Source organism: Pseudomonas alkylphenolica, assembly GCF_004025535.1.
In the GTDB taxonomy this organism is placed as follows: Bacteria; Pseudomonadota; Gammaproteobacteria; order Pseudomonadales; family Pseudomonadaceae; genus Aquipseudomonas; species Aquipseudomonas alkylphenolica_A.
The window spans coordinates 68,811-89,563 of the sequence record NZ_QJRG01000050.1 but is presented as its reverse complement, the minus strand read 5'-3'; the positions used below and the strand labels follow the sequence as shown (position 1 = coordinate 89,563).

Here is a 20,753-nt window from a genome sequence, read left to right as displayed (position 1 = left end):
TGGGTAAAACGAACCCTCAAAGTGCGTCGATACGCCGATTCACTTACCGTAGCGGCGCAATGCCGCCGGGCTGTAGTCCTCTTTCTTCGCCAACGCGTTGAAGACCATTTTCTGCGGGTATTCATTGGTCATGAAGTTGGTGGTGTAACGCGCCGAAATCAGGTCGTAGGTAGCGTCCATTGCCGGGAACGGTACTTCGACATCGGCCAGCTGCATCGGGTAGTTCTCGTACATGCGCCACAACTCACCACGGCTGTCGTACATCTCGGCACTGGCGATCTGCCAGGTGTCTTCGTCGATGTAGAAGCGGCGCTTGCCGTAGACATGGCGATTACCCGGCTTGAGGGTCGCTTCCACCACCCAGACCCGGTGCTTTTCGTAGCGCACCAGCTGCGGGTCGATGCTGTTGGGCTTGAGGATGTCGGCGTACTTGAGCGCTTTGCTGGCCAGTTTGTAGCTGTTGTAGGGGATGAGCCGCTCCTGCTTGCCGAGCAGTTTCCAGTCATAGCGATCCGGTGCGCCGTTGTAGCCGCCGACACCGTCGCTGGTCAGCTGGCCATAGCTGTAGCGCGCGCTGGTGTCATAGGCCACGGTCGGTGCCCGGCGGACACGGCGCTGGCCGGGAATGTACTGCCAGGCACTGCGCGGTTCTTCAACCTGGTTGAGCGGTTCATGCACCATGGTGATTTCGCCCGCCACCCGCGACGGGCTGAGGGCGCGGATCACGCTGAAGTACAGGGCGTTGTCCTGCGCTGCGAGGTCGCTGATCGCCGATCGCCAGTGCACCGACTGCTGGTAGGTGACCAGGGTCGAGCTGCCGTTGCTTTCCACGGTCGCCGAGGCCATTTCACGCTGCACCGAGTGGCCGACATAGCGCGCCAGGTGGTTCCACATCACTTCCAGCGGCTCGGTCGGCAGCGGGAACGGAATGCCATCCTTGTAGCCGATCAGGCCATAGCCCGACGCTGCCAGGTTGACCGCGGCGACGTTGTCTTTGCTCGCGGCAATCACCGCGGCCGGCATGTGCGCAGTGCGCTCGCTGGGGTAGACGCTCAGCTGGTAACTCGGAAAACGTTTGAGCATGGCCTGCTGGCCCGGGGTCAGCAGGGTCTGGTACTGCCCGGCGTTGGCGGCAGTGATCACCATCAACGGCTTTTGTGCGGCAAACGGGTCGCGGTAGTCACCGTTGTCCGCGGCTGTCAGGCTGCCGGGCTTGAGGCCGCCAGACCAGGCCGGGATGCTGCCGTCGGCATTGCCGGCACGCTCGCCGCCCATGGGGTTCAGGCGGGTGTCGAGCTGGCTGGCATCGGTGTCTTTGGCGTAAACCGGGGCATGCAGGCAGGCCGCAAGCAGGGCAACAACCACGGGCAGTTTTTTCATTGTAATCGTCATCAGAAGCTCACCTTGAGGTTGACCGAAGCGAAGTCGCGGTCGTCGAGGGTGGTGAAATCGTTCGAGCCGAAGAAATCGTTGTAGGCAAACTCCAACGAGTAGTCGTTGCGGTACTCGAACAGCAGCGAAAGGCCGACAGCCTTTTGTCCTTCCTGGAAGTTGGGGCCATAGCCGTCTACGTCGTGGCGATAGTTGATGCTCGGGGTGACCACGGTGGACGGCAGCAAGCCTTCGTAACTGAGCGCGCCGCGCAGGCGATACCCCCACGACCAGTCGGTGAAGAAACCGCGATTGGCATTGCAGTTGTCGCTGTTGAGGTTGGCGATCTGCCCGGCACTCAAGTTGGCGGTGCCAGGGCTGACACAGAAGCTCGCCGGGTTGGCAGGGTTATAGGGGCCGGTGCTCAACTCACTGCGGCCATAGGCGCCGCCACGGCCAAAGCGCACATCGCCAAGGTCGCCGATGTGGTTCACAGCCGCTTCCGCCGCCCAGGCCAGGCGGTTGGCGCCGAGCACGTTGGCGATGGTGTCGGTGGCGCCCACGGAGAACTGGCTGACCGGTTTACGCGCATAGCCTTCAATCGGTGCGCCCAGCTCCGGTGTCACACCGGGCGCAGTAAAGGGCGTGTTGGGGCTGCGCAGCAGGAACTGCACGGTGTCGTTGCCGTTGAAACCCAGCGGCTGGTTAGGGCGAAAACTCAACTCACCAAACACCGCCGTGCCGCCGACCACACCGCTGAGGCTGACACCGAACAGGCGAATGTCCTCGGGGTAGATCGAGTTGTAGCGGGCTGTATTGAAGTTGTTCAAGCCGCGTGCGGTGACCGCCGTTCCGTTGAACGACGCAGTTCGGCTGTGGTAGTTGGCGTAGTACAGGCCCAACTCGGCATCGTTCAGGCTCTCCAGTACCTTGCGCAAGGCCAGGCCGTACTGCCCGCCATCGTGCGGGTAGTCGCTCTGCCCTCGCGGGATGAAGGTGCCGCTTGCCAAGGCATTGGCCGTGGTACGGTCGCCGCTGACCGCCGCGATGATCGGGCCGCAGCCTTCCGGGGCAAAATCGGCAGCCTGGAAGAACGTGCCGCAACCGTCGAGCACCGAAGGACGAAAGTTGTACTGGTAAAAACCTTCCAGGCTCAGGGTATCGCTGAGGCCGAGGTTGAACGAGAGCATCTCCACCGGCAACTGGCCTTCCTTGAGTTCGACCCCGGGGCGGTTGAAGGCCGAAACGTCCAGCGGGTTGATGGCATTGATGCCGTTCTGGAAGAACAGCGCCTCACCCCAGGTCAGCACCTGCTTGCCGAACTTGACGTTCAACGCCTTGCCAGCAAGGTCGAAGTCTTTCCAGACATAGGCATCCAGGGTTTCGAAGCCCTGGAACTTGGCCATGTCCGGGTAGTTGGCGTCATCGAAGTGCTTGAAGTCGCCGTCGCGGGTTTCCAGGGCATGGTCGTACCAGTACTTGAAACGGATGAAGGCGCCCTGGCTGCCGTCGTTGAGGTCGAAATCGGTCAGGCCCTTGAAGATCTGCGAGATCGGGTCGTGCTTTTTGAAGTTCAACCGGCCATCGTCGCCGTTGGTGTCGATGCCCTTGCCGTTCTTGCCAATACTGGCGGCGTCCGGGGCGTACAGCAGGCCAGGGTCGGCATTGCGCAGGGCCCAGCTCGAACCCAGGGTCAGGGTGGTGTTGGTGCTCAGCGCCCAGTCATCGTTGACCTGGAACGTCGTGGCCCGCGCCTCGGTGCCGGCGAACAGCGCCAGCGCCACACTGGCGGCCAGCAGGCAGCGCGGTTGTGGGGCAAGGCGCGACAGAGTGTTGTTCATGCAGATTTCACCTTTTATTGTTGTTTTAAGGTCAAGCGCTCCCCGTGCCGGTGGCTGGGCCACCGACATGCACTGGGGAACGGGGTTAGCGGGCGATCAGCCGCGGTGTTCGCGCAGCAACCTGGCCGGGATGCCCAGCAGCAGGATCAGTGAGCCCACGACCAGCAGGCAGGCGATCACGTCGAAGGCGATGTACAGGCTGCCGGTACTCGACTTGATGCTCCCCACCAGCACCGGGCTGACCATTGCCGCGATGCCGCCGAGGCTGCTGATCAGGGCAATGCCTGCTGCTGCGCCGGCGCTGGACAGGTAGGACGGCGGAATGGTCCAGAACAGCGGCACCGCCGACAGGCAGGCACCGGCGCCCAGGCTCATGAACAGCACCGAGAGCGCCAGGTTGCCCTGGAACACGCCCAGCAACACAAAGCACGCGGCACCCACCAGCATGGTCGACGCCAGGTGCCAGCGGCGTTCCAGATGGCGGTCGGAGCTGCGCCCGAGCAGGTACATGGCCACCAGCGCGACGATGTACGGCAGGCTGCTGATCAGACCGATATGACGGATGTCACTCAGGCCGAAGCCCTGGATCAGCGTGGGCATCCAGTACGCCACGGTGTTAGTGCCCGAGTAGATGCAGAAAAACACCATGCCGGCCATGAGGACGCGCGGATCGCGCAGCAACTGACGGAACGACGCGTGTTGCGCCCCGGCCTTGCCCTGTTCAGGCGCAAGTTGCGCCGCGACGATGGCCTTTTCCTGCTCGGTGAGCCACGTCACCTGCTGCGGTTTGTCGTCCAGCCAGAACCAGGCAAACAGGCCCAGCAACACCGCCGGAATACCTTCGAAGACAAACAGCGCCTGCCAGTCGCGCAGCCCGTACCAGCCGTGGAAGTGGGTCATGATCCAGCCGGCCAGGGGCCCGCTGACGATCCCGGCGAAGATCCCGGCCATGATGAAGATCGAGGTGATCCGTCCGCGCCGCGCCGCCGGGAACCAATAGGTGAGATAAAGGATCACCCCCGGAAAAAACCCGGCCTCGGCCACGCCGAGAAAGAAGCGCGCGGCATACAGCTGCTCCGGAGTGCCGACCAGGCTCGTGGCCATGGTCACCAGCCCCCACAGGATCATGATCCGGGTGATGGTGCGACGTGCGCCAACGCGCTGCATGTAGAGGTTGCTCGGCACCTCGAACAGCAGGTAGCCGACAAAGAACGCCGCCGCACCCAGACCATAGGCCGCATCGCTGAGCAACAGGTCTTCGCTCATGCGCAATTTGGCGAAGGAGATGTTGATGCGGTCGATCGAGTTGATCACATAGGCAAGAAACAGAAACGGCAGCAGACGCCAGACGATCTTGCGATAGGTCGCTTTCAACGCCCGCGCTTGCGGGTCGCCGGCAAGTGCCGGGGTGTGCTCGGCCACACTGGTCATGTCTCGTTACTCCTGCTTTGGCACGGCGTGCTCATTGTTATTGTCCAGGCTGCACGGCAAGGCTCACTGACCGAGGCTGCGCAACGCCTCGTCCAGCATCGGCACACCCAGCTCGCAGGCCTCGATGCCTTGCAGGCTGACGATTTTCAGCACTTGCATAATCTGCTCGCGGGTAGCGCCCAGTTGCAGCGCCGCCTCGATGTGCCGTCGGGTGCCGTGGCCGTACATGTGGGTCACGGTGGCATCACCGGCGATGCACAGAAACTCGATCCACAGCGGCGGCAAGATGCCGTCCTGCCAGAGGCCCAGGCCCATGCCGAGAAATTTTTCCAGGTACTGCGGGTCCCAGCGGTACAGGGTCTCCCACAGCGGGTTGAACATTCCCTTGGCGCGCACGTTGTCGCACACCGGGGTTGGCCCCGCGGCAACGGGCTGGTCTTCCCGGCCCGCCTCGGCCAGCGCTTCTTCGAGGATCGGCACCCCGAGTGCGCAGGCATGAATGCCGACCACGCTGGCAAGCTTGAACACTTCCAGAACCTCTGCCCGGCTCGCGCCCAGGCGCAAGGCGTTGCGCACATGGCGGCGCACACCGGGTGCGTACAGGTGCGTCGCGGTGACATCGATGTTCAGGCGAATCAGCGCCACCAGTTTCGGTTCGAGCACCTCGTTGGTATGGCCGTCTTCGACCAGGTCCATGTACTGTTCGGTCCACTGCGGCGCCCATTGCGCCAGGTTGTCCAGCGCGGCGTCAAACACACCGGCGGCGCGCAGGGCGTTGTATTTCGGGGTATCGCTCATCGTTATTGTTCTCGCAAAAAGTGGCCGGCTCAGATCACCGAACCGCCGTTGGGGCTGACCACCTGGCCGACCAGGTAATGCTCGCCGGAGAGGTACAGCACGGTGCTCGCGTATTCCTCGAGGGTGCCGAAGCGTCCCAGCGGACAGCCCTGCCACAGGCGGTTACGGGCCTGTTCGCCGACCTCGTCGAGGTAGGCACTGAATGCCGGCGTGGCGACACCGCCCGGGGCCATGGCGTTGACGAAGATGTTGGCGCCGGCCACCTCATAGGCCACCGATTTGGTAAAGGCGATCACCGCGCCTTTGGTCGCGCAGTAGTGCGGGCTGTGTACGCTTTTGGTCGACAGCCCGGCAATCGAGGCAATGTTGACGATGCGCCCTTCGCGTTGCGGCTCCATCAGCTTCAGTGCTTCACGGGTGCAATAGAACACCCCGTGAACGTTCACGCCCCAATAGCGATGCCACTCTTCGTCACTGATGGCGCTGGTAAAGCCCAGTGAACGGCGCGGCTCGGGGGTGGAGATGTAGCGATAGAAAGCATTGCGCCGCTCGGTGTCGACCGGGCGGTTGGGCGTCAACGCCGCGTTGTTGACCAGCACATGCAAGGTGCCGAATTTCGCCTTGATCTGCTCGAACATCGCACTCACTTCAGCGCTCGACGACACATCGCAGCGTAACGTCAGGCATTCGGCGCCGTGGGCAGTAACCGCTTCACAGGCCTCGGCCAGGGCCTTCTGCTCGACATCGCATATCACCAGCTTCGCACCGGCCTTGGCGAAAGCTTCGGCGCAGGCTCTACCGAGCCCTGGGCCCACGCCGGTGACCAACACCACTTTGTCTTTGAACTGAACCGTCATCACTCACCTCAAGGCTGGACAAAGAAGAAAACTGGCGGCGACGCCGCCAGTCACGCACCTGATCAGGCAAAGCCCGGCACGGTAAAACCGCGTTGCCCCGGCTTGCGATTGGGTGCCATGCCCAGCCGGGCAATGGTTTCGTCGGCACTGGCGTACTGCTCGCCGATCTTGTAGATCGCCCGCGCTTCTTTGCCGCTGGCAATTTCCCGGCCCAGTTCGCGCGACAGGCGCACGGTCTGCTCGATCTGTTGCACCGAGGTCATGCGCTCGCCTTTGCGGCCCCACAGGGTGTCTTCAATGCCCACCCGCACATGCAGGCCGAGGGCGATGGCCATGGCGTTCATCGGCAGTACTGCGCGCATGGCGCTTTCCATGGTCAGGATCGAACCCGGTGGCGTGCGCTTGACGAACTCGATCATGTCCGATGGATCAAGGCCCGCCGCACCGCCACCGATGGCGACGTAGTTTAGGATCAGCGGACCGGTATACAGGCCCTTGCGGATCAGGCGCTCGACGGTTTCCAGCTGGTGCACGTGGCCAAGCATGAAGTGCGGCTGGATACCGGCAGCCTGCAAGCGCTTGAGGTGCTCGATGAAGAACGACGGCCGCGCATCGGAGACCATCTCCTGGTAAGCGTTGAAGTAGCCCGGTTGCTCAAGGATCGTGCCCTTGACGTCGTCATCGGTCAGCAGCTCGCAGATGTTCATCTGGCTGGTGTTGATGGCGATGGTGACCTGGTCCGGCTTGGGGTCGAGCTCGGCGAGCATGTGCCGGGTGTCATAGTCCAGCCACTGTGCCGCTTCGCCTTCGCTTTCCGGCGCAAAAGAAATCGAGCCGCCGACCTGCAGCACCATTTCCGGCACCGCTTCGCGCAGCAAGCCGAGCATTTCGTTGAACTTGCTCAGGCGCTTGGAGCCCTTGCCGGTTTCTTCCCGGACATGAACATGCAGCACCGTGGCACCGGCGTTGTAGCAGTCGATGGCCTTCTGGATCTGGTCATCCATGCTCACCGGAATGTCGTCGGAGTCGGCCGGCGTCCATTGCGGACCGTAGGGCGCGACCTGGATGACCAGTTTTTCCTGGTTTTCCGGGAACAGACTGTCGTCAAGAAAATGCATGTACTTCTCCGTCCTGATTTATCGTTATTGAAGGAAGCGAGCGCGCTGTGCGGCTCTGGAGTACGGGAGAAGTTACGCGTCAGCCATGCCGGGCTTTTATCATCCTGACACTGCTTTTTATCATTTCGGCACTTTGCCCGATTGAGGAACCCGAGAGGTTCAAAGGCGTTTTGCAGTGCGCAACACCGGCTGCGCGGCAGCCTTGCGCCAGTCGCGCGGCGTGCAGGCGTACCAGCGTTTGAACGCACGCGTGAAGTTGCCCTGGGTCTCATAGCCAAGGCGGATGGCGACTTCGGCAACCGGCAGGCTGGGGTCACCGAGCAGTCTGGCGGCGAGGGTCTTGCGCGTCTGTTCAAGCAGCAATTCGAAGCTGGTCTGCTGCTCGCTCAGGTGGCGATAGAGGGTGAAGCGGTGCACGGCAAAAAACTCGGCGACCTTCTCGGCGCTGCATTCGCCATGCAGCAACAACCCTTCTATAACCTGAGTGACCTGGGCGGCAAGGTCTGAGCTTTCGCGGGCCTTGAGTTCACTCAGGTGAGTACGCAGAAAATCGTCGAGCTGGCGGTCATGGCCTTCGCGGCGCATGTCCAGCAACGACTGGGCAAACAGCACTTCATGCTGGGACTGGCCGAACCACACCGGGCAGCGGAAGAAGCGTTCGTACAACCCCGCCGATGCCGGCTTGCGATAGGCAATGCGCACCAGCGCCGGGCGCCAGCTGCGGCCGACGATCAGCTCCATGATGGTGACGATGGCGGCAAGGTAGGCGGTAAGCAACTGCTCGGCGCCGGGCACGTTGCCGTCGATAGACAAGCGCAAGCCCGCATAGCCCTGCTCCTGGGCCAGGTTCAGGTGCAGGCCGCGGTACCACAAGCCGCAATAGCGGATCAGCGACTCGGTGGCATCGCGCACTGTCGGTGCATTGAGCACCAGAAAGCGCAAGGGCCCGGCGTTCTGCAGGTTGGCCCGTTGCCCCAGCAGCAGGCCCAGGTGATCACAGCCGCTTAACTGCACGGCCTCTTCAAGAATCCGCCCATGGGTGAAGACCGGGAGGGGCAACATCGGTTGTTCGAACGCCTGCCGGTCGATGCCGAAACGCGCCAGCAGCGGCCACGGATCATGACCCTGCTCTTGCAGTACCACCGGCAACGAGGCGAGCGCACCCAGTGGAATGGATTTCTCCGCCACAGTGTTCGCTCGCTTCATGACGACCTCAGTAGACTGCAAACTCAGAACTGCTCGGGGTCGAAGGCGCTCAGTACCTGGGCCCCGGCCCGGACTCGCTGTAAGTGTATCGCTGTCTGCGGGAGAATTCGCTCGAAGAAAAACCTCGCGGTCAGCTGTTTCGCACGGTAGAAGCCGGTCGGGTCGGCATTGTCGCTCAGGTGCTTGTCGGCGATCAGCGCCATCTTCGCCCATTGCAGGCCGAAAGCGACCAGCGCGGTGAGGTGCAGGTAGTCGACGGCCGCGCCAGCACTGGTGAGCGGATCGTTGCGCTCGAGCAGAAAGCCCGTGGCGTGCTCCAGGTCGCGCAGGGCCTGTTGCAACGGCACGGTGCACGCCTCAAGTTTTGTACCCTGGGCCTTGCAGAAGTCCTCGACCAGGGTCATGAAGCGACCCAGCGCCCTGCCCTCGTTGAGCCTGAGCTTGCGCGCCACCAGGTCCATGGCCTGCACACCATTGGTGCCTTCATACAGCGGCGTGATACGGGCATCGCGCAAAAACTGCTCGATACCCCATTCACGAATGTAACCGTGGCCACCGAAACACTGCATGGCCAGGCTGATGCTTTCTACGCCTTGATCGGTGCAATAGGCCTTGATCATCGGCGTGAGCAAGCCCAACAGATCGTTGGCGGATTCGCGGACCTGGGGGTCCGCATGCTTGTGCGCCAGGTCCACCTGCAGCCCGGCCCAGTACGCCAGGGCCCGCCCGCCTTCGACAAAGGCGCGCTGGGTCAGGAGCATGCGCTGCACATCGGGATGGGCAACGATGGGGTCGGCGGCACGCTCCGGTGCAAGTGCACCACCCGGCGCGCGCCCTTGCAGGCGGTCGCGGGCATAGCTGGCGGCATTCTGGTAGGCCACCGAGGCCAGGCTCAGCCCCTGCACACCAACGGCCAGGCGGGCACTGTTCATCATCACGAACATCACCTTCAGGCCCTGGTGCGCCTCACCGAGCAGGTACCCGGTGGCGCCATCGTAGTTCATCACACAGGTGGGGTTGCCGTGGATGCCCATCTTCTCTTCCAGCGACCCGCACTGCACGTTGTTGCGCGTGCCCAGCGAACCGTCGGAGTTGACCAGGAACTTGGGGACGATGAACAGGCTGATGCCTTTGACCCCGGCGGGTGCATCCGGCAAGCGCGCCAGCACCAGGTGAATGATGTTTTCTGCCAGGTCATGCTCGCCGGCAGAGATGAAGATCTTCGTGCCACTGATCCGGTAACTGCCGTCCGCCTGCACCTGGGCCCGGCTGCGCAGCAGGCCCAGATCTGTGCCACAGTGCGGTTCGGTGAGGTTCATGGTGCCGGTCCAGCGCCCGGCAATCATCGGTGGTAAAAACAGTGCCTTCTGCTCGGCGCTGCCGCCATTGGCAATGGCATTGGCAGCGCCGTGGCTGAGCCCGGCAAACATCGAAAACGCCAGGTTGGCGCTGGTCATGATCTCGCGCACAGCGATGCCCAGTACATGGGGCAAGCCCTGGCCGCTATGCTCGGGCGACGCCGTAAGACCGGTCCAGCCGCCTTCGGCGTACAACCGGTAGGCGTCACGAAAGCCCGGCGCGGTGCTGACCTCGGCATTTTCCAGGCGACAGCCCAGGTGATCGCCGACCGCATTCAACGGCGCCAGCACGTCGCTGGCGACGCGGCCGGCTTCTTCCAGAATGGCCGCACGGACATCGGCAGGTGCATCGGCAAACCCTTGCAGGGCGGCGTAGTGATCCAGTTCCAGCAGTTCATCCAGCACAAACTGCATATCGCGCAGCGGCGCGGTGTAAGTTGCCATGGCGGTTGCCCTCTCAGATTCTCTCGATAACCACGGCCAGCCCCTGGCCGACCCCGATGCACAGGCTGACCACCGCATAGCGGCCGCCTCGGCGTTCCAGTTCACGCAGCGCGGTCAGCACCAGGCGGGCGCCGGAGGCACCGAGTGGATGGCCCAGGGCAATCGCGCCGCCATTGGCGTTGATGCGTGCATCGTCAGCGCGCAGGTCCAGCAGCTTCAGGCAGCCCAATACCTGAGCGGCAAAAGCCTCGTTGATTTCGATCAGGTCCATGTCATCGAGCGTCAGCCCCGCGCGCTCCAGCGCTTTGGGAATGGCATAGGCCGGGCCAATGCCCATCACCCGCGGCGCAACACCGGCGGCAGCACCGCTGAGGATCCGCCCACGGGGTTTGACCCCGGCACGCTCGCCCACCGTGCGATTGCCGATCAACAGCGCGGCGGCACCGTCGTTGATACCCGAAGCATTGCCAGCAGTGACCACACCACCGGCGGACAATGGATTCAGGCGCGCCAGCCCCGGGGCATCGGCTTCGGGCCGGGGGTGTTCGTCGCTGGCAACGGTGACGCTGCCCTTGCGCCCGGCCGGGACCTGTACCGGAACGATCTCTGCATCGAAAAAGCCGCTTGCCTGCGCCTGGGCATAACGCTGCTGCGAGGCCAGGGCAAAGGCATCGGCGGCTTCGCGGCTGATGCCGTAGTCGCGGGCAACGTTGTCGGCGGTTTCCGGCATGGTGTCGCTGCCATAGGCCGCGTTCACCTGCGGGTTCGGGAAGCGCGCGCCAATGGTGGTGTCGAACAGCCTGGCCTCACGACTGTAGGCGGACTCCGACTTGCCCAGCACGAACGGCGCCCGGCTCATGCTTTCAACGCCACCGGCCAGGTACAGCTCGCCCTCGCCACAGCTGACCGCGCGAGCGGCATCGAGCACCGCCGCCAGACCACTGGCGCACAGGCGGTTGACCGTCTGCCCGGCGACAGTGACCGGCAGGCCGGCAGCCAACAAGGCATTGCGGGCGATATTGCGGCTGTCTTCCCCGGCCTGGTTGGTGCAACCGAGGATCACGTCCTCGATCTGCTCCGCCGCAAACGGCGAGCGGGCAACCAGCGCCTGGATCACCTGCGCGGCGAGATCGTCCGGGCGCAACGGGGCAAGGCCACCGGCGTGGCGGCCAAAGGCACTGCGCACACCGTCATAGATATAAGCATCAAGCATGATCAATCCTCAGAATTCGGCATCAGGTGTCGGCGGTGAGCAGCGACAGGCGCAGGCCTGCACGGCGCATCAGCCAGGGGCTTGGGCGATAACGGGGATCGCGGTAGTAGCTGTACAACTGGTCGAGTACCTCAAGCACCGTTTCGGCGCCCAGCGCATCGCCCCAGCTCAACGGCCCTTGGGGGTAGCCGAGGCCGAGGCGGATGGCGTTGTCGATATCGGCCGGGCTGGCCACCCGTTGCTGGGCCATGTCACAAGCGATGTTGATGATCTGCGCCAGCACCCGCTGCGAAACAAAACCGGCGCTGTCGCCAATCACACTGACGGCAACGCCATCAGCGGCCAGCAGCGCCCGGGCGGCCTCGCGCCATTCGCGGGTGGTCGCCACCGTGGTCATCAACACCCGGCGCCGCTCCAGCGGCAGCAAGGTATCCAGTGCCAGGGTGCGGCACGGGTCGAGCTGTTCAGCCTGAGCGCTGAGGCTGGCGTCGACGCCTAATGGCAGGACGATGCACAAGGCATCGGGGCCGGGCCTTTCACCCGCATCAACGGTGACGCCCAGCGTTGCCAGCAGGCTGATCACGCGCGCGCGCGCCGCAGGCCGTGCATGGCTCACCCACACCGGAATCGTCGGCACGGGCCCCGGCGGAATTTCGGCGGGCACCTGCTGCAGGCCATCGACGTAGCGATAGAAGCCCTCGCCGCTTTTGCGCCCGAGCAACCCGGCATCCAGGCGCTGACGAGTGATGACCGTGGGCCGGTAGCGCGGCTCCTGAAAATACTGCTGGTAGATCGACTCGGTCACCGGGTGGGACACATCCAGCCCGGTCAGGTCGAACAGTTCGCACGGGCCCATGCGAAAGCCGGCCTGCTCGTGCAGGATGCGGTCAAGCTCGACCGGTGCGGTCACCGCTTCGCTGAGTACGCGCATCGCTTCGGTGCCATAGCCACGGCCGCCGTGGTTGACGATAAAACCCGGCGTGTCCTGAGCGCGCACCGCCAGATGGCCGAAGCGTGTGCCCAAAGCCTGCAGGGTTGGCCCGACCCAGGGCGCGCTCTGCAGGCCGTCGATAACCTCGACGATCTTCATCAATGGCACCGGGTTGAAGAAGTGAAAGCCGCCAACCCGTTCCGGCAACCGGCACTGCGCGGCAATCGCCGTCACCGACAGCGACGAGGTGTTGGTCGCCAGCAGGCACTCATCGCTGACCAAGGTTTCCAGCTCGCTGAACAAGGCGCGCTTGGCCGCCAGGTCCTCGACGATGGCCTCGACCACCACCTGACAATCGGCCAGTTCCCGGATGTCGTCGACCGGCAGCAAGCGCTGCGCGGCGGCCAACACCTGGTCGGCGTTCAACCTGCCTTTGCCGGCGAGCTTCTCCAGGGTGTGCTGGACCGATTGACGCGCAGCCTGCGCCGCGCCCTCGCGGCGGTCGAACAGGTACACCGTGACCCCGGCCAGTGCGGCAACCTGGGCAATGCCGGCGCCCATCACGCCCGCGCCAACCACCGCCATGCAACTGATATCCCGTGGCTGCATGCTTCAGCTCCCTGAATAGACCGGTTTGCGTTTGTCGAGAAAGGCGTGCATGCCCTCTTTCTGGTCGGCCGAATCGAATAGCAACTGGAACGCCTTGCGCTCAAGCATCAACGCGGTGTCCAGCGAGGTGTCCTGACCGGCCAGCAGCACTTCCTTGATCTGCATGACGGCCAAGGGCGGCATGGCGGCAATCAGGGTGGCCAGTTCCAGTGCCCGCGCCTGCACCTGTTCGTCGTCCACCACCTCACTGGCCAAGCCCATGGCCAGTGCCTCGTCGGCGCTTACCGACAGCCCGGTCAGCAGCATGCGCATGGCCTGGAACTTGCCGACTGCACGGGTCAGGCGCTGGGTGCCGCCAGCGCCGGGCATGACCCCGACACGCACTTCCGGCTGGGCAAAGCTGGCGCCGCGCCCGGCAATGATCAGGTCAGCATGCATGGCCAGCTCGCAACCACCGCCAAGCGCAAAGCCGTTGACGGCGGCAATCACCGGTTTCGGGCACTGGGCAATTGCCGCCCACAGGCGCTGGGTCTGACGCAACAGCATGTCGATGGCGCCGCGTTCGACCATGTCGCGGATATCCGCGCCAGCGGCAAACACCGTGTCGCCACCGGTGAGGACGATGCAGCGCACCGCAGGGTCGCTGCCCAGCTGCTGGAAATGCCCGGCCAGCTGTTCACGCACGGCCTGGTTCAGGGCATTGCGCGCCTCGGGGCGGTTCAGGCGCACCAGCGCCACGCCGGGCAACGGGTGCTCGACAAGGGTTTCAGTCATGGTTTTGTCCTTATTATGTTTCGCTGTGCGGAACGTCATTCCGCATTACAATCCAGACTACGCAAATTTATTGAGCGTTGTAAATCGCTGAAATCGCTACCAGGTTGGACGCCACCCACGAAACCACCTGTTTTGCGGGTTGTAAGCCCGTTCAGCGACAAAGCCTGCTGGATTAACGAATTTCGCTGTGCGGAACTTGATTTTGATTTCTTGACTCACCGATTTTTCCTGTGCCAGCATCCGGCCGGCGATCGGTGCCCCCTACCCGATCCACGAGGAATTCCCATGGACAAGCGCAAACGCATTGACACCGAAATCGACCTACAGGCCCTGGAGCCGGATCGCCAGTTCGTCACCGCCCTGGCGCGTGGCCTGGAACTGCTGCGTTGCTTCCGCCCCGGCGAGCGGCACCTGGGCAACCAGGAACTGGCGGCCCGCAGCGGCCTGCCCAAGGCCACGGTGTCGCGCCTGACCTACACCCTGACCCGTCTCGGTTACCTGCAGTACCTGGAGAACCTGGGCAAATACGCGATCGATACCGGCGTGCTGGCCCTGGGTTATGCCCACCTGAGCGGCCTCGACGTACGCCGCCAGGCGCGGCCGTTGATGCAGGAACTGGCCGACCTGACGCAAAGCTCGGTGTCGATGGGCGCCCGTGACCGCCTGAGCATGGTCTATGTGGAAAATTGCCAGGGCCCCGGCCCCTTGACCTTGCGCCTGGACATCGGCTCGCGCATTCCCATGGCCAGCACCGCCATGGGCCGCGCCTACCTCGCCGCGCTGCCGGACGCCGAACGTGACCTGCTGCTTGACCAGCTGCGCAGCCGCCACGGCGATGACTGGCCGGCGCTGCGCACGCAACTGGACAAAGCCTTTCGCCAATACCAGGACCACGGCTACTGCCTGGCGGTCGGCGAATGGCAGAAAGATATCAACGCCGTCGGCGTGCCGCTGATCCATCCCGACGGTTCCGGTGTCGTCGCCTTCAGCTGTGGGGGGCCGGCCTTCGTGCTGCGCCAGCACATGCTTGAAGACGACCTGGGACCGCGTCTCGCGCACCTGGTGCGCACTGTCGAAGCCACTCTGGGCCGACAATAACTCCAAGAGGTCTTGCATGATCAACGATCAGGAAACACTCACCCTGCTGCTCGACAGCCTGTCGCGTTTTGTTCGCGAACGCCTGGTGCCTGCCGAGCATGAAGTGGCGGAAAACGACCGGATTCCAGCGTCCATCATCGAGGAAATGCGCGCACTGGGCCTGTTCGGCCTGTGCATTCCCCAGGACTACGACGGCCTCGGCCTGAGCATGGAAGAAGAGGTCCTGGTGGCATTTGAACTGGGCAAGACCTCGCCGGCGTTCCGCTCCCTGATCGGCACCAACAACGGCATCGGTTCCCAAGGGCTGATCATCGACGGCACTGAAGCACAAAAGCGTAATTACTTGCCGCGCATGGCCTCAGGCGAACTGATCGGTGCATTCGCCCTGACCGAACCGGGGGCGGGTTCCGACGCAGCATCACTGCGTACCAGTGCTGTGCTCGACGGCGACAGCTATGTGCTCAACGGCACCAAACGCTTCATCACCAACGCCCCGCACGCCGGCATTTTCACGGTAATGGCCCGCACCAACCTGCACATCAAGGGCGCCGGCGGCATCTCGGCATTCATCGTTGAGGCCGGCACCCCCGGGTTGTCGCTGGGCAAGGTCGACCAGAAGATGGGCCAGAAAGGCGCCCATACCTGTGACGTGATCTTTGAAAACTGCCGCATTCCGGCTGCCAACCTGATTGGCGGCGTTGAAGGTGTCGGCTTCAAGACCGCCATGAAAGTGCTCGACAAAGGCCGCCTGCACATTGCCGCCATCTGTGTCGGCGCTGCCGAGCGCATGCTTGCCGACGCCCTGGCCTACGCCCTGGAGCGTCAGCAGTTCGGCCAGCCGCTGGCCGAGTTCCAGCTGATTCAGGCCATGCTTGCCGACAGCCAGGCCGAGATTTACGCCGCCCGCTGCATGGTCGTGGATGCCGCGCGCAAACGCGACCTCAAACAGGACGTTTCCATGGAAGCGTCGTGCTGCAAGATGTTCGCCTCGGAGATGTGCGGGCGGGTCGCGGACCGCGCCGTGCAGATCTTCGGCGGTGCCGGCTACGTGGCTGAATACGGTATTGAGCGCTTCTACCGCGATGTGCGCCTGTTCCGTATCTACGAAGGCACCACGCAGATCCAGCAACTGGTGATCGCGCGTAACCTGATCCGTCGTGCGGAGAACCGCTGATGCTTGAGCGCGATGCAATCCTGGCGCAACTGCCAGAACGCCTGCACCAGTTGCTGGACCGTCATGGTCGCGAGCACGCCGCAAGTCCGGCGTTGTACGAGGGCGACATTACACTGAGTTACGGTGAACTGCGCCTGGCCGTCGACTTGCTGCAGGCACAACTGCTGATGGACGGGGTTCGCGCTGGCGACCGGGTCATGCTGGTGGCAGAGAACTGCCGCCTGCTGGTTGCCGCCTTGCTGGCCCTGAGCCGCCTGGACGCCTGGGCGGTGGTGGTCAACGCGCGGTTGTCGGCCAGTGAACTGAACACTATCGAACAGCACTGCACGCCGCGCCGGGTGCTATTTGCCAGCGCCGCGTCCGGCAGTGCAGCACGGCATGCCCAACGCGTGGGTGCACAACCACGCGACGTCGCCCACCTGGGCGGCTTTCACATCGGCGCACTCAACAGCACCTGCCTGATCGAACCGGTCGAACAAGACAGCGCCGCCCAGGTTGCGGTGATGATCTACACCACCGGCACCACCGGCGAACCCAAGGGCGTGATGCTTACTCACCGCAACCTGCTGTACATCGCCTGCACGGCCAGCCGCCTGCGCCATCTGCGCCGGGATGACCGGGTCTATGCGGTACTGCCGATCTCCCATGTATTCGGCCTCACGGCCGTGTGCCTGGCGAGCCTGTTCAGCGGCGCGGCCCTACAGTTGCAAGGACGCTTCGATGCCGAAGAACTGGCGCGGGCGCTGGCCGAGGACGGCGTCACCCTCATGCAGGGAGTGCCGGCGATGTTTGCCCGGCTGCTGGAGTTTGCCGACCAGCAGGGGATCGAGCTGCGCGCACCGCGCTTACGGTTTTTGTATGCCGGGGGCTCACCCCTGGACATGAGCCTGAAGGAGACCGTCGAGCAACGCTTCGGCGTGCCGTTGCACAACGGCTACGGTCTGACCGAAAGCTCGCCTACCGTCAGCCAGACCCGCATCGATGCGCCGCGCCGCGACACCTCGGTGGGCCGACCGATTCCGGGGTTGGAGATCCTGCTGCTCGATAATGCACGGCACAGCGCTGTGGCGCGGGGTGAAGTCGGCGAGCTGTGGGTGCGTGGCCCGAACGTGATGAAAGGCTATTACCGCGCAGCCAGACAGACGGCACAGGTGCTGACCGCCGACGGCTGGTTGAACACCGGCGACCTCGCTCGCCAGGATGATGAGGGCGCGCTGTTCATCGTCGGGCGCAGCAAGGAGCTGATCATCCGTTCGGGCTTCAACGTCTACCCGCCGGAAGTCGAGGCCGTGCTCAATGCCTACCCCGGTGTCGTGCTGTCGGCAGTGGTCGGGCGCCCGGTAGCGGGCAATGAAGAGGTGGTGGCGTTTGTCCAGGTTGCCGATGCCGCGCGCTTTGATGTACAGGCGCTCACTGCACACCTGGCCGAGCATCTGTCGCCTTACAAGCGGCCCAGCCATGTGCGAGTGCTGTCCACCCTGCCCTGTGCAGCCAGCGGCAAAGTACTCAAGCACCAGCTCAAGGCCATGAGCCTGGACCTCTGACCTCTGTAGGAGCTGGCGCAGCCTGCGATCGAGCGCGCAGCGCTCGCAACATCAATTGCCGGGGCTGCGCTGCAGCCCATCGCCGGCGCTGCCTGCTCCCACAATGGTCTGAGGCAGGTCCTGATGTTCAAGGCAACTTCAACTCCTCCATGCTGATCTCACGCATGCGAAACTTCTGCACCTTGCCGGTTACCGTCATCGGAAACTGGTCGACGAAGCGCATGTACCGCGGCACTTTGAAATGCGCGATACGGGCCTTGGCCCAATCGCGCAACTGTTCCTCACTAGTCCCCTCACCCGGGTGCAGGCGAATCCAGGCGACGATCTCCTCGCCATAGCGCGCACACGGAACGCCGATGACCTGCACATCGGCCACCGCAGGATGGGTAAGAAAGAACTCTTCCAGTTCGCGCGGATACACATTCTCGCCACCGCGAATGATCATGTCCTTGCTGCGACCGACGATCCGCACGTAACCGTGCTCGTCCATGCACGCCAGATCGCCGGTGTGCATCCAGCCCTCTGCATCGATGCTTTCACTACTGGCTGCCGGGTTGTTCCAGTAGCCGAGCATCACACTGTAGCCACGGGTACACAGCTCGCCGATTTCACCGCGCGGCAGACAATTGCCGGCGGCATTGATGATCTTGCTCTGCAGGTGCGGCTGGGTACGGCCCACCGTGGTAACGCGCAGTTCAAGGTCGTCATCCGGCCCGGTCTGCAACGAAACCGGGCTGGTCTCGGTCATGCCGTAGGCAATCTGCACTTCGCTCATGTGCATTTCATCGATCACCCGGCGCATCACTTCGATCGGGCAGTTGGCGCCGGCCATGATGCCGGTGCGCAGGCTGGAAAGATCAAAGTTGTCACGCTGCGGATGATCCAGCTGGGCAATGAACATGGTCGGCACCCCATACAAGGCGGTGGCCTTTTCTTCAGCCACCGCACACAGGGTGGCCAGGGGATCGAAGGCGTCCCCCGGATAAATCAGGGTGGAACCGTGTGTCAGGCAGCCCAGGTTGGCCATGACCATGCCGAAGCAATGGTAAAGCGGCACGGGGACCACCAGGCGATCGTGCTCGGTCAGGCCCAGGCTTTCGCCCACCAGGTAGCCATTGTTGAGGATGTTGTGGTGGCTGAGGGTTGCGCCTTTGGGAAAGCCGGTGGTGCCGGAGGTGTACTGGATGTTGATCGGCTCGTTACAGCGCAGGCTGGCCTGGCGCGTTGCCAGCGCCGCCTGGCTGACCTCCCCGGCCCTTGCCTGCAGCGCCTGCCAGGCCAGAAAGCCTGGCGGTGGCGCAGCAGCCAGGCTTACCACCCCGCGCAGTTCTGGCAGGCGTTCGCACGCCAGCTCGCCCGGCCAGCCACTGGCCAGGCCAGGCGCCAGTTCCAGCAGCATGGCGTGGTAGTCGCTGGTTTTGAAGGCGTCGGCACAGATGACCCAACGGCAACCGGACTGGCTAAGCGCGTACTCCAGTTCGTTGCTGCGGTACGCCGGATTGATGTTGACCAGGATCACGCCAATCTTGGCGCTGGCGAACTGGGTGATGCACCACTGGGCGCAGTTGGGCGCCCAGATACCGAGGCGGTCACCGCGTTCGAGCCCCAGGGCCATCAACGCGCGCGCCTGGCGTTCGACTGCCTCGGCCAGGGTCTGCCAGGTGTAGCGCAGCCCCTGATGCCGGACCACCAACGCTTCGCGCTCGGCAAAGCGCGAAACGGTGAGGTCGAAGGCGTCGCCGATGCACTGGGTGAGCAGCGGCGTGTCGTGCCGCCCTTGGGTGTAGCTCAGCGTATTCATGGCGTTCTCTTGTTCTTGTTGTAACGGTATTCAACGCGTGCCTAGCGGATAAACACCTGGGTCGTACTGATCGACATGTCGCCACCTGGCAGCTTGATGTTCTTGACCTTCTCCAGGCTTTGCGGATCGAACACCGCAATGTCGTTGAAGGTGCCGGCCAGGTAGAGCTTGCTGCCCGACTTGTTGAAGGCCACGCAGTAGTAAGTGTGCTCAAGGTTGGCCGCCTTGATCAGTTTGCGCTCCTTGATGTCGTAGCGGGCCAGTCGGTTGAGCACGCCGTACATCTGGTTCGGGTCCTTGGGCGAGCGCAGGCCGGTGAAGTACAGCTCGGTCAGCGAGGCAAACTCCTGATTGCTGGTTTTGCCGGTCTTGAGGTCGATGCTCAGGTAGCCGTACATTGGCTCGGCCGTGGCCGGGTCTTGTTTGTCGTCAGTAAAGCGCGACACGGTGTAGAGCATCGAGAAGTCATGCTGGGCGGTCTGGTGCGGCCAGAAGTACAGCACGTCCGGAGCGCTGAAGCCGGGGCGCTTCCAGTTGCGCAGCGGCAGTGCGACCTCGTACTTGCCGGTGTTCACATCCATCTTGTAGATGTCGGGCCCGGCGACGAACAGGCTGCCATCATCCGCTGCACGCATCAGGTACACCTGGCGCGGCATGGGGAAGCTGCGCACCGGTTTTGCAGCCAGGCCGTCGGCGGCGCGAAACACTTCCAGGCGCGGTGGTTTGACCACATAGTGATCGTTCAGCTGCTGGGTCGGGTTGACCGTGGCGTACACCTCTTTGCCGTCCGGGCTGATGGCGAACGAGAACATCGAGCGTGCCAGCTCGCCCGGGACGTTCGACAGGTTGGCGTGGAACACCGACTTGCAGGTGTCCAGGTCAATCCCGTACAGGTCGCCGAAATGGTTGTTGAGTACATACGCGGTGCGGTTGTCCGGCGCCATCATGGCAGTGCCGGGGCCAAACGCATCGGGCAGCTTGCAGCTCTTGTAGACCTCGTCATCGGCCAGGTCGATGACGTGCAGGTTGTTCGGGTAGTTGGTGACGATCATGTACTCATGACCAGCCTTGAGTGCGGTCTCACTGCTGTTGGCGGCCCAGGCGCCCAGGCTGCTGGCACTGGTGGCGACGGTCAGCGCCAGTGTTGCGAAAACTCCAGCTTTCATGCGGTTTCCCCTTCTTGTT

Annotated in this window: 16 protein-coding genes; 3 read left to right on the top strand and 13 right to left on the bottom strand. The window is 63.5% G+C overall.

What is annotated here, in order from left to right; all coding sequences use genetic code 11:
• Positions 1 to 39: 39 nt before the first annotated feature.
• The 11 genes from DM813_RS27310 to DM813_RS27260 all read right to left on the bottom strand — a co-directional run bounded on the left by DM813_RS27310 (position 40) and on the right by DM813_RS27260 (position 13,951).
• Complete coding sequence (locus DM813_RS27310; protein WP_128326520.1) at positions 40 to 1,392, bottom strand: DUF1329 domain-containing protein; 1,353 nt, start codon at positions 1,390 to 1,392, stop codon at positions 40 to 42.
• Positions 1,392 to 3,212, bottom strand: a complete 1,821-nt coding sequence (locus DM813_RS27305) for a DUF1302 domain-containing protein (RefSeq protein WP_128326519.1) — start codon at positions 3,210 to 3,212, stop codon at positions 1,392 to 1,394. Before DM813_RS27305 ends, DM813_RS27310 begins: the two co-directional genes overlap by 1 nt.
• A gap of 96 nt (positions 3,213 to 3,308) precedes the next feature.
• Positions 3,309 to 4,643, bottom strand: coding sequence for an MFS transporter (locus DM813_RS27300; protein WP_128326518.1), 1,335 nt, complete (start codon positions 4,641 to 4,643; stop codon positions 3,309 to 3,311).
• 63 nt (positions 4,644 to 4,706) lie between these two features.
• Positions 4,707 to 5,441 (bottom strand): carboxymuconolactone decarboxylase family protein, encoded by a 735-nt coding sequence (locus DM813_RS27295; protein ID WP_128326517.1) that lies wholly within the window; start codon positions 5,439 to 5,441, stop codon positions 4,707 to 4,709.
• A 29-nt stretch (positions 5,442 to 5,470) separates the two neighbouring features.
• Positions 5,471 to 6,298 carry an SDR family NAD(P)-dependent oxidoreductase gene (locus tag DM813_RS27290; RefSeq protein ID WP_128326516.1) on the bottom strand — a complete coding sequence of 276 codons (828 nt, stop codon included), beginning with the start codon at positions 6,296 to 6,298 and terminating at the stop codon, positions 5,471 to 5,473.
• Between the two features lie 62 nt (positions 6,299 to 6,360).
• A complete protein-coding gene (locus DM813_RS27285) occupies positions 6,361 to 7,416 on the bottom strand; it encodes a 3-keto-5-aminohexanoate cleavage protein (RefSeq protein WP_128326515.1) in 1,056 nt (351 codons plus the stop codon).
• A 159-nt stretch (positions 7,417 to 7,575) separates the two neighbouring features.
• A complete protein-coding gene (locus DM813_RS27280; RefSeq protein ID WP_128326514.1) occupies positions 7,576 to 8,622 on the bottom strand; it encodes an AraC family transcriptional regulator in 1,047 nt (348 codons plus the stop codon).
• Positions 8,623 to 8,645: 23 nt separating this feature from the next.
• On the bottom strand, positions 8,646 to 10,424 hold the full coding sequence (locus DM813_RS27275; protein WP_128326513.1) for an acyl-CoA dehydrogenase C-terminal domain-containing protein: 1,779 nt from the start codon (positions 10,422 to 10,424) through the stop codon (positions 8,646 to 8,648).
• Between the two features lie 13 nt (positions 10,425 to 10,437).
• Positions 10,438 to 11,637 carry a 3-oxoadipyl-CoA thiolase gene (locus DM813_RS27270; RefSeq protein WP_128326512.1) on the bottom strand — a complete coding sequence of 400 codons (1,200 nt, stop codon included), beginning with the start codon at positions 11,635 to 11,637 and terminating at the stop codon, positions 10,438 to 10,440.
• A gap of 22 nt (positions 11,638 to 11,659) precedes the next feature.
• A complete protein-coding gene (locus DM813_RS27265; protein ID WP_206617442.1) occupies positions 11,660 to 13,177 on the bottom strand; it encodes a 3-hydroxyacyl-CoA dehydrogenase in 1,518 nt (505 codons plus the stop codon).
• 3 nt (positions 13,178 to 13,180) lie between these two features.
• Positions 13,181 to 13,951 carry an enoyl-CoA hydratase gene (locus DM813_RS27260; RefSeq protein ID WP_128326511.1) on the bottom strand — a complete coding sequence of 257 codons (771 nt, stop codon included), beginning with the start codon at positions 13,949 to 13,951 and terminating at the stop codon, positions 13,181 to 13,183.
• A 285-nt stretch (positions 13,952 to 14,236) separates the two neighbouring features.
• On the opposite strand from DM813_RS27260, the gene DM813_RS27255 reads away from it, so the two are divergent.
• The 3 genes from DM813_RS27255 to DM813_RS27245 are packed head-to-tail and all read left to right on the top strand — an operon-like array spanning position 14,237 to position 17,767.
• Positions 14,237 to 15,049, top strand: coding sequence for an IclR family transcriptional regulator (locus tag DM813_RS27255; protein WP_128326510.1), 813 nt, complete (start codon positions 14,237 to 14,239; stop codon positions 15,047 to 15,049).
• A gap of 16 nt (positions 15,050 to 15,065) precedes the next feature.
• A complete protein-coding gene (locus DM813_RS27250) occupies positions 15,066 to 16,223 on the top strand; it encodes an acyl-CoA dehydrogenase family protein (protein ID WP_128326509.1) in 1,158 nt (385 codons plus the stop codon).
• Entirely contained in the window at positions 16,223 to 17,767 is a 1,545-nt protein-coding gene (locus DM813_RS27245; RefSeq protein WP_128326508.1) for a class I adenylate-forming enzyme family protein, read from the top strand. Before DM813_RS27250 ends, DM813_RS27245 begins: the two co-directional genes overlap by 1 nt.
• Before the next feature lie 127 nt (positions 17,768 to 17,894).
• On the opposite strand, the gene DM813_RS27240 is transcribed toward DM813_RS27245, so the two are convergent.
• Together DM813_RS27240 and peaD are read right to left on the bottom strand one after the other, a co-directional pair.
• Positions 17,895 to 19,568: an AMP-binding protein gene (locus DM813_RS27240; protein WP_128326507.1), complete on the bottom strand. Its 1,674-nt coding sequence runs from the start codon at positions 19,566 to 19,568 to the stop codon at positions 17,895 to 17,897.
• Between the two features lie 41 nt (positions 19,569 to 19,609).
• Complete coding sequence (gene peaD / locus DM813_RS27235; protein WP_128326506.1) at positions 19,610 to 20,734, bottom strand: quinohemoprotein amine dehydrogenase subunit beta; 1,125 nt, start codon at positions 20,732 to 20,734, stop codon at positions 19,610 to 19,612.
• Positions 20,735 to 20,753 lie beyond the last annotated feature (19 nt).

Bases quoted from the DNA above. Each gene is read 5' to 3' on its own strand.
- DM813_RS27285 (WP_128326515.1), bottom strand. From the start codon at position 7,416: ATGCATTTTCTTGACGACAGTCTGTTCCCGGAAAACCAGGAAAAACTG.
- DM813_RS27250 (WP_128326509.1), top strand. From the start codon at position 15,066: ATGATCAACGATCAGGAAACACTCACCCTGCTGCTCGACAGCCTGTCG.
- DM813_RS27280 (WP_128326514.1), bottom strand. From the start codon at position 8,622: ATGAAGCGAGCGAACACTGTGGCGGAGAAATCCATTCCACTGGGTGCG.
- DM813_RS27260 (WP_128326511.1), bottom strand. From the start codon at position 13,951: ATGACTGAAACCCTTGTCGAGCACCCGTTGCCCGGCGTGGCGCTGGTG.
- DM813_RS27270 (WP_128326512.1), bottom strand. From the start codon at position 11,637: ATGCTTGATGCTTATATCTATGACGGTGTGCGCAGTGCCTTTGGCCGC.
- DM813_RS27265 (WP_206617442.1), bottom strand. From the start codon at position 13,177: ATGCAGCCACGGGATATCAGTTGCATGGCGGTGGTTGGCGCGGGCGTG.
- DM813_RS27255 (WP_128326510.1), top strand. From the start codon at position 14,237: ATGGACAAGCGCAAACGCATTGACACCGAAATCGACCTACAGGCCCTG.
- DM813_RS27300 (WP_128326518.1), bottom strand. From the start codon at position 4,643: ATGACCAGTGTGGCCGAGCACACCCCGGCACTTGCCGGCGACCCGCAA.
- DM813_RS27290 (WP_128326516.1), bottom strand. From the start codon at position 6,298: ATGACGGTTCAGTTCAAAGACAAAGTGGTGTTGGTCACCGGCGTGGGC.
- DM813_RS27310 (WP_128326520.1), bottom strand. From the start codon at position 1,392: ATGACGATTACAATGAAAAAACTGCCCGTGGTTGTTGCCCTGCTTGCG.
- DM813_RS27245 (WP_128326508.1), top strand. From the start codon at position 16,223: ATGCTTGAGCGCGATGCAATCCTGGCGCAACTGCCAGAACGCCTGCAC.
- peaD (WP_128326506.1), bottom strand. From the start codon at position 20,734: ATGAAAGCTGGAGTTTTCGCAACACTGGCGCTGACCGTCGCCACCAGT.
- DM813_RS27295 (WP_128326517.1), bottom strand. From the start codon at position 5,441: ATGAGCGATACCCCGAAATACAACGCCCTGCGCGCCGCCGGTGTGTTT.
- DM813_RS27240 (WP_128326507.1), bottom strand. From the start codon at position 19,568: ATGAATACGCTGAGCTACACCCAAGGGCGGCACGACACGCCGCTGCTC.
- DM813_RS27305 (WP_128326519.1), bottom strand. From the start codon at position 3,212: ATGAACAACACTCTGTCGCGCCTTGCCCCACAACCGCGCTGCCTGCTG.
- DM813_RS27275 (WP_128326513.1), bottom strand. From the start codon at position 10,424: ATGGCAACTTACACCGCGCCGCTGCGCGATATGCAGTTTGTGCTGGAT.